The following is a 7,530-nucleotide window of genomic DNA, read 5'->3' on the forward strand; positions in this document are numbered from 1 at the left end:
ATCTGACGGTGGTCGATCTGGAGACGGCGACGCCGGTCTGGGCGGCGCTGCCGGCGACGGACCCGGATGTGCGCGCCCTCGGGCTGAGCTCGCGCCATCTCGCTTATGTGATCTACACCTCGGGATCATCCGGCATGCCCAAGGGCGTCATGGTGCATCACGAGGCGGTGACGAACTTTCTGGCGACGATGGCTGAGCGGCCGGGCCTCAACGACCACGACCGGGTGCTCGGCCTGACGTCGTTGTCATTCGACATCGCGATTTTGGAACTGTGGCTGCCGCTGACCCTGGGAGCACGGGTGGTGCTGGCCGATCGCGCGGCGGCGCATGATCCGGGTCGGCTCAAGGCGCTCATCGTGGCGCAGCGCGTGACGGTGATCCAGGCGGTGCCCTCGACCTGGCAGATGCTGCTCGATCACGACGATCCGTCAGGCGAGCTTCTGCCAACAGGCTGCCGCGTCTTGTGCGGCGGCGAGGCGCTGCCGCCGGATCTGGCGCGGCGGCTGGTGCTGCAGGCCGGTGCGGTCTGGAACCTGTATGGTCCGACCGAGACCACGGTTTGGTCGACGCGCCACCGCCTCGATGCAAAGGACGATCGCCCGGTGCTGGGCGGTCCGATCGGCAACACCACGCTCTATATCCTGGACCGCGGCCTCACCGTCGCGCCGATCGGGGTGGTCGGCGAGCTCTATATCGGCGGGGCTGGCGTTGCGCGGGGCTATCTGAACCGGCCCGAGCTGACCGGGAAGCGGTTTGTGGAAGATCCATTCAGCGGCGAGGCCGGCGCACGGATGTACCGCACTGGCGACCTGGCGCGCTGGCGCTCCGACGGCGTGGTCGAGTATGTCGGCCGCGCCGATCACCAGTTGAAAATCCGCGGCCACCGCATCGAACCCGGCGAGATCGAGGCGCGATTGCTGGAACAGCCACATGTGCGCGCGGCGGTAGTGGTGGCGCGCGAGGATGGCGCGGGCGAGCCGCGGCTGGTCGCCTATGTGGTGTGTGCGTCCGAGGCAGGATCGCAGGCGCTGGATGGAAGCGAGCTTGCCGCCATCTTGCGCACGCATCTGAGTGCGCGATTGCCGGACTACATGGTGCCGAGTGCGTTCGTGCAGCTCGAAGCGCTGCCGCTGACGGTGAACGGCAAGCTGGACCGCCTGGCGCTGCCGGCGCCGGACGATGAGGCGTATGCCCGCCGCGCCTATGAGGCGCCGCAGGGCGAGATCGAGACGGCGCTGGCCAAGCTCTGGGCCGAGCTTCTGGGGCTGGAGCGGGTCGGACGCCACGACCACTTCTTCGCGCTGGGCGGCCACTCGCTGCTGGCCGTGCGGCTTCTCAGTCGAGCGCTAGATCTTGGGCTGAAGTTTAGCGCCGCTGATCTTTTCCAAGCTCCTGTTCTGAGGGAACTTGCCTCGAAGGTTGATTTGGAGCCGCACCGCAATACACCTCGAGTACTTTCCGTTTGTGCCACAGGATCGCAACCGCCGCTCTTCTTTGTTCCGACAGGTTTTGGAGATTGCTCCTATGTTCTCACCTTGATGAAAGAAATGGACATAGACTGTCCTGTCTATGCTCTGCCTTGGCCGCCTTTCAATGAAGTTAGTCCACTAACCCTTGAATGGCTGGCCTCGCAACTAATCTTGGCGATTAAAGAGATTCAGCCTCGGGGTCCATATCGCTTCGGTGGATACTCTTCAGGCGGAATCTTGGCTTACGCAATTGCTCAGCGCTTAAAAAGCGTCGACGAAACTGTGTCATTCATGGCTTTCATCGACGTTATGTTGCCTGCAAATCCATTGAGCCGATCGGAAGCCCAAATAGTACTAGAGATGGTCTTAGAAACTCTCGAGTCCTTGGATGACGAGCAGTTTGAAGTGTTGAAGCAGTTTGCTAGACAAAGTTCAGTTGCTCAGTTGCTTAACAAAGCGCAGCAAATTGGAGCGATAACTGCAGATCATGATATCCACAACGACGCTTTGACGTACGAAAGAATAGCCAAATTTCAAAGAGCGCTGCAGTTGTATCAAGTCCCATCCCTGCCGGTTGAAATACATCAGTTTTATGCCGCAGAGCTTTTTCTCGGTCGTCGGGAACGAGCAGCCAAGATTTCAAGAGATACAGAGTCAAGTTCGCCCATGCGGGGTTGGGATCAGGTTTTGAGCGCGGCGGCCATTCATGCTGTGCCAATTCCAGGCAACCACACGACGATGATGAGTGCTCCAGAAAACCGCCGAATTCTGGCGCGATGCTTATCAAAGGCCTTAAACAGTTCACCGATAACACCCACTGCTCCAGTAAACGCTTGAACGTGTGATGATGACGCCCTTACTCCGTGCTAGCTCTCACCTTCCGTCAACTTGCGAACTGCTGACTGAGGGGGGCGACGAGCGTATCGAACTCGACCCGGAAGAACTGGCCAATAAATACGGTTGCCGACCGAGACCCGATAATGGACTACTCGCATTTGGTTCGGCGACGGCGTCCACTATCTCTGAACCCGGTTTTTCCGCCGCGGAGCAGGTCCGTCATAGGCTCTTGCATAGGTTGAAGAACGGAAACTCGGCGGAAATCTATTTGTCGGAAATCTGCAGACTGCGCAGCGAATTCGTTGATCTCTGCGGCCTGAGACAACTTTCCGGACTTGAGACCATTGTTTCTCCGTCTGGAACGGACGCTCACATGCTTGCTGCCAAGCTAGTGGCTGGAAGCACCGCGGCAAAGACGTTGGCAATTATGGTTCAGTCGGAGGAGACCGGGAGTGGAGTCGCGGATGCTTTGGCTGGAACCATGTATTTTCGGTATGCAGGGCCGGATGCCTCGGGAGCTGCAAGTAATCTTGACGATTCTATCGATGTTAGACCTATAACGATCCGCACACAGAACGGCGGCCTCCGATTAATTGCGACCATTGATGACGAACTCGAGGCGATCGTATCCACCGCTGTAACGCGGTACGATCGCATTCTGGTAGTACTGACCGACGTTTCAAAAACCGGAGTGTTAGCTCCCAGTCCGGGTCGGGTGCTGGATCTGAAGCATCGCTGGCCCCATATCATCGAAGTTCTTGTCGATGCAGCTCAGTTCCGGCTGGCACCTAGCACGTTGCTAAGTTATCTCATCGCGGATTGTCTGGTGATTGTCACCGGCTCAAAATTTGTGGGCGGTCCTGCATTTTCTGCAATGCTACTGGTACCGAAGGCTGCGGCATGTCGCCTGATGAAGCAACCGTTGAGTCCCACGATCAGTGCGACTAGCGCGCGCGCGGAGTGGCCGCAACATTGGAATGGCGTCCACTCGCTTCACAATGTCAGTAACTTTGGATTGCTTCTACGGTGGGACGCTGCACTCGTGGAGTTGCGCGCTTTTCGCAAAATTCCAGAGGAGGATGTCCGAAAGGTGGTGCAGGCGTTTTGCAATGCGATTACCTCCTGGATCAACGACGCTCGGCACTTTGAGTTACTAGAACAGCCGGCCTTGCGTCGCCATGCGTCCGTAACGGGTGAGCCCTGGGACCAGATTCAGACGATCTTTCCTTTCCTTCTGTTTCGGATCGGTCAGGGGGGAAGACCAAGGCGGCTGGCCGCGGAAGATACAAAAAAAATTTTCCATCAGATGAGGAGGAACCTGGTCGCGAGAACGGGCTTACCGGAGGGCTACGGGGAAATATCTTCAGTACGTTGTGAACTAGGACAACCGGTTCTCTGCGGCGAACTAGAGGGAGCCCGAGTTGCTGCCTTGCGCCTGTCTCTCAGCACGAGGTTAATCGTGCAGGCCATCGACGCGGGAGATCGAGGTGTCAATCGTCTGGTCGAACGAGGGCTCACTGTGTTGGAAAAAGTGGCTTTCCTCGCCAAAAGCACGCCGACCGCCCTGTGACAACCAAATCCGTATAGATGCTCGTGTCTTGCCTTTGGGCGGGCATCCGTGTCTTCCTTGTTCCCGCACACGTTCCTGCACGAGCGCACGGACCTGAGCCGCTTCAGACCGCGTGCAGCACTCGATGGCCGAGAGCGCTCGACCGCGAACCGAGATCGGCCGAAGTGAGCGAGGCGCAGGAGATTCCGGAGGCGCTACCACCGAACTGATGGATGCGGGTTTCGAGGAGATGGGCCAGTCAATGGGGCAAAGACCTCATCGCGGATCACGCGCAGCGCTACTTGATGAAGATAGGCTTGCAGGACCTGGTCAAGCTCGGTGAACTCCGCAATAGAACGCGATCGAGGAACCGTTTGGGTGGGCGAACCAAGACCGTTTTGCGCCGTTGCCGATAATCGCGATAGGCTTCATGCATAACGCCGGCACAAGGCGAGAAGCAGATGACCTTTGATCCGGCATCGAGAACTGCATCTCAATTTCTCAATTGACTGATATTGCCGACTAAGTTCCGTCAAACGCATTCCGCGCACGTTCCAGCGCCGCTTCCGGCGCGAGCCGCTCGCCGGCCGTTCCGGCACCTGCGAAGGGGCCTCGCTCATCGGTGAGCTTGAAAGCCACCGTTCAGCCATATTGACGATAATCTCGCGGGCATCGATATCCACGCCATTCGCTCGTCGTGGGCAAACGATCGCTATCCCTGAACGGCCTCGGCTCGATGCTCTACTCCCAATCAGCACGCAGCCCCCGTGATTACGCGCCTCGAAATCGCACAGCTAGTGCAAGAATTCCTCCGACAAAGGGGAGATAAATTCCATTTACGGTTCGACTGCCGAACGTCATAGGTTTTTCCGAATTGACAATCTCAGCCTGAAAAAAGCCGCTCGGGTCATTTGTCCTGACTACGACATCTTGAAAATCCAAGAATTCACCAGTTGCTGGCGCATATGATTTGTATACTGCTTCCTTTATTGCGAAGATCAATTTTGGACCGAAGCGACTACTGGACCCCTCCCTGCGCTCTATTTCCGCGGGGGTGCATATGATCGGCAGAAGGTCGGTTCCCAGCGGTTCTTCATCTTCGATGTCCAATCCCAGAGCGAGTACGTTGCTGGAGCATCCGGCAACCGCTCCGCACTCAGAAGAAGAGTGGGAAATGCTCCCGACGACTCCCGAAGGCCAAAGAGGAGCCCCATCTACTCTCGACAAGATCGGAACGGGGGCGAAACCCAGACGACGCAACGCCTCACGAGCGTGATGCCGTCCCCAGGCGAACTCACGCTCACGACGCAGCGAGACGTTCCCCAACGTTTCAGCTTCAGCGGGAAATGTGACGGGAACGGCAGCACCTATCGGTCCGCCGGAAAAAGTTATGTCATACGCCAAAGCTTCGCAGATGACCGCCCCTAACGTCGCAAGCGTTTTCATAACTGGTGCGAGTCCTTGTTATGGTCGATGTGAAGCTGCAAACTTGAACTGGCTTTGCGGTAGCTAGCCTGAGATCGCGGGCAACTCAAGGTCCCGCCACGCGACAACGTGGTCGGTCGCCTAGCGTCAATCAATGAAAAACTGACAGACAGCTTCCCTGCAGCCGGCCATGAGTACGAATGTCCGCTCTCGTGGCCAAATTGGAACCATTTCTCAATCTGAGGTCTTTTGATCTTGAACTCGAACCAGACGCCACTCGAACTGTCAATTTGAAGTCAGATGCCGCGCCGTCAACTATTCCAGCCGCTAGAAATCTGCTTCCGGAGTGCTTAAGAAGAGCTTGCCGTTGACTGTGATGGTTGTTGCGAAGATGAAGCTAGAGATATTCTCCTTGCGGGACCGACCGGATCTGATCCCCTTGGTTTTTTCGAAGGCTTTGGATGGTGTGTGGCCCGAGTTCATGCGTCACGACGCGACGGCAAAGCTCTATTTTGGCGGATCTGTATTCTTCGACTACCTGGACTACGCCTTTGTAGGACTTGTCGATGGCGAGGTCGTCGGACGCGCATTCGGTGTTCCATTTGCTTTCAACATCGAGGGCCGCACCGAACTGCCAGACGGCGGCTGGGACCAGGCTATACGCTGGGCTCATGAAGACAGGCTTATAGGGCGTACGCCTACGACGATGAGCGCACTAGAAATAGCGCTTGTCACCAAAGCGAGAGGCGCTGGCAATGCGCTGGCGATGCTGGATGCGTTGAAGGCATGCGCGAAGAAGTTGGGCTTTGCAGAAGTGTTTGCCCCTGTCCGGCCCAGCCAAAAGCAACTCGGCTCGCGGATGCCGATGCGCGAGTATATCAAGTTGCAGCGTGCCGATGGTTTGCCTATGGACGCGTGGTTGCGAACACACGTAAGTGCCGGAGGCAGAATAGTGAAGATCGCCCCTTATTCTATGACCATCGTTGGAACTATCGCGGAGTGGTCACAATGGACAGGGGCGGCGTTCGAACATTCGGGCACGACAGAGGTCGAGGGCGCATTGGTGCCAGTGATTGTGTCGGTTGAACAGAATTATGGAATTTACGTGGAACCGAATGTGTGGGTCCAACACTCGTTATGATAGCCACATCCCTCTCTGAACAAGGATCGGGCATCGGCGAACGGCGCCAGCCACGGTCGCCGCCAGTTGTGCAACGCGTGAGGACGATGTTGGCCGCCTCGCAGTAGGCTTTCAGCGTCTGGTTCATGAACACGGTATCATTGTCAGTATCGAGGCCGAGCAGCGCAAAAAGGCAATTGTTTGCGCAATTCCGTCAGCACCGTGCTCAACAGCGTCTGTGCCGCACGATTAAAGGAGCGCACCCGTCAAAGGAGCACGAGCGCGTTGTGTTCTGCCTCCGGGGTGGCTGGTCTCGCACGAGGAGGGCGAGCATGCCCGGTTACGCACGGTCGTGGCGCCGGCCTTCAGCAACCGCAGGGTGAAGCTGCTCGCGCAGCAGGTCGAGGCGATCGCCGCGCAGTTGTTCGAGACCGCTGCGCGCGGCGCGAGCGATCTGCGCCAGGACGCCGCGCCAGTCGCGGTCGCCCTCCGGCTGTACCGCTTCCTGCAGCGGATTGAGATGGACGATGAGTCCATCGGCCTCCAGCGCGTGTGGACGCCCCCGTTGGTGCAAGGAGAATCTTTTCGAAGAGCGCAGAGCGTGGTCGGGTGCTGACATGTGTCCGGCCTCTGATGCGGCTGTCATATGCCGCCGGCCCGTATGGGAGTTCGCGGAACGGGTCCAACTCAACCTCGCGCGCTCGAAGCACGTATCCATGATCTGGTTTTCCCGATCCTGTCTCTTTGACCGTAGCGCCATACTCTCCGTTCGACCTTCTCACACTTGGGTAGTCCGCTCGAGGAGCGGACTACCTCGCTGCCAACGCCGGCGTCCGGTAAATGCCGCCCCTGGCCATCAACGCCCATACGATGCGCGCCGTCTTGTTGGCCAAGGCGACGATCACCAGCATGGGCGGCTTGCGCTCAAGCATCCGCGAGAGCCAAGGATCCGCCATCGATCCCTTTCGCATGGCCCAGCGCACGGTGGCGCTGGCCCCGATGATCGTGAGCGTCACGAGAGGATCGCCGTGCCCGGCCTTGACTTGCGCGGAATGCTTTGGATTGCCCGATCGGGGTGATTGACGCTGCCGCTGGGCGATGATTGGGTGCTCCCCTCTGAAGGGACCTCT

At 58.2% G+C, this 7,530-nt stretch carries 5 protein-coding genes and 4 pseudogenes; 4 read left to right on the forward strand and 5 right to left on the reverse strand.

Going from position 1 to position 7,530, the window contains the following annotated elements; translation table 11 throughout:
- The coding region (locus tag ACZYOF_RS40910; RefSeq protein WP_463719296.1) for a non-ribosomal peptide synthetase family protein at positions 1 to 2,306 on the forward strand (2,306 nt) is incomplete at its 5' end.
- A gap of 7 nt (positions 2,307 to 2,313) precedes the next feature.
- Positions 2,314 to 3,876, forward strand: coding sequence for a hypothetical protein (locus ACZYOF_RS40915; RefSeq protein ID WP_463719297.1), 1,563 nt, complete (start codon positions 2,314 to 2,316; stop codon positions 3,874 to 3,876).
- A gap of 407 nt (positions 3,877 to 4,283) precedes the next feature.
- Here ACZYOF_RS40915 and ACZYOF_RS40920 read toward each other — a convergent pair whose 3' ends face one another.
- Together ACZYOF_RS40920 and ACZYOF_RS40925 are read right to left on the reverse strand one after the other, a co-directional pair.
- Positions 4,284 to 4,538 (reverse strand): hypothetical protein, encoded by a 255-nt coding sequence (locus ACZYOF_RS40920; RefSeq protein WP_463719298.1) that lies wholly within the window; start codon positions 4,536 to 4,538, stop codon positions 4,284 to 4,286.
- A gap of 88 nt (positions 4,539 to 4,626) precedes the next feature.
- Entirely contained in the window at positions 4,627 to 5,301 is a 675-nt protein-coding gene (locus tag ACZYOF_RS40925; RefSeq protein ID WP_463719299.1) for a 4'-phosphopantetheinyl transferase family protein, read from the reverse strand.
- 460 nt (positions 5,302 to 5,761) lie between these two features.
- Here ACZYOF_RS40925 and ACZYOF_RS40930 point away from each other — a divergent pair, with 460 nt between their 5' ends.
- A complete protein-coding gene (locus ACZYOF_RS40930) occupies positions 5,762 to 6,421 on the forward strand; it encodes a hypothetical protein (protein ID WP_463719300.1) in 660 nt (219 codons plus the stop codon).
- 70 nt (positions 6,422 to 6,491) lie between these two features.
- Here the strand turns inward: ACZYOF_RS40930 and ACZYOF_RS40935 are convergent.
- A pseudogene (locus ACZYOF_RS40935) lies at positions 6,492 to 6,662 on the reverse strand (ISNCY family transposase); the annotation flags it as partial.
- 36 nt (positions 6,663 to 6,698) lie between these two features.
- Between ACZYOF_RS40935 and ACZYOF_RS40940 the strand changes: the two are divergent.
- A pseudogene (locus ACZYOF_RS40940) lies at positions 6,699 to 6,839 on the forward strand (cytochrome P450); the annotation flags it as partial.
- Here ACZYOF_RS40940 and ACZYOF_RS40945 read toward each other — a convergent pair.
- Together ACZYOF_RS40945 and ACZYOF_RS40950 are read right to left on the reverse strand one after the other, a co-directional pair.
- Positions 6,834 to 6,950, reverse strand: a pseudogene (locus tag ACZYOF_RS40945) (type 2 isopentenyl-diphosphate Delta-isomerase); the annotation flags it as partial. The pseudogenes ACZYOF_RS40940 and ACZYOF_RS40945 sit on opposite strands and share 6 nt — an antisense overlap.
- 259 nt (positions 6,951 to 7,209) lie before the next feature.
- A pseudogene (locus ACZYOF_RS40950) lies at positions 7,210 to 7,530 on the reverse strand (hypothetical protein); the annotation flags it as partial.

The organism is Bradyrhizobium sp. LeoA1Lang, from assembly GCF_055413685.1.

Bases quoted from the DNA above. Each gene is read 5' to 3' on its own strand.
- ACZYOF_RS40915 (WP_463719297.1), top strand. From the start codon at position 2,314: ATGATGACGCCCTTACTCCGTGCTAGCTCTCACCTTCCGTCAACTTGC.
- ACZYOF_RS40925 (WP_463719299.1), bottom strand. From the start codon at position 5,301: ATGAAAACGCTTGCGACGTTAGGGGCGGTCATCTGCGAAGCTTTGGCG.
- ACZYOF_RS40930 (WP_463719300.1), top strand. From the start codon at position 5,762: ATGCGTCACGACGCGACGGCAAAGCTCTATTTTGGCGGATCTGTATTC.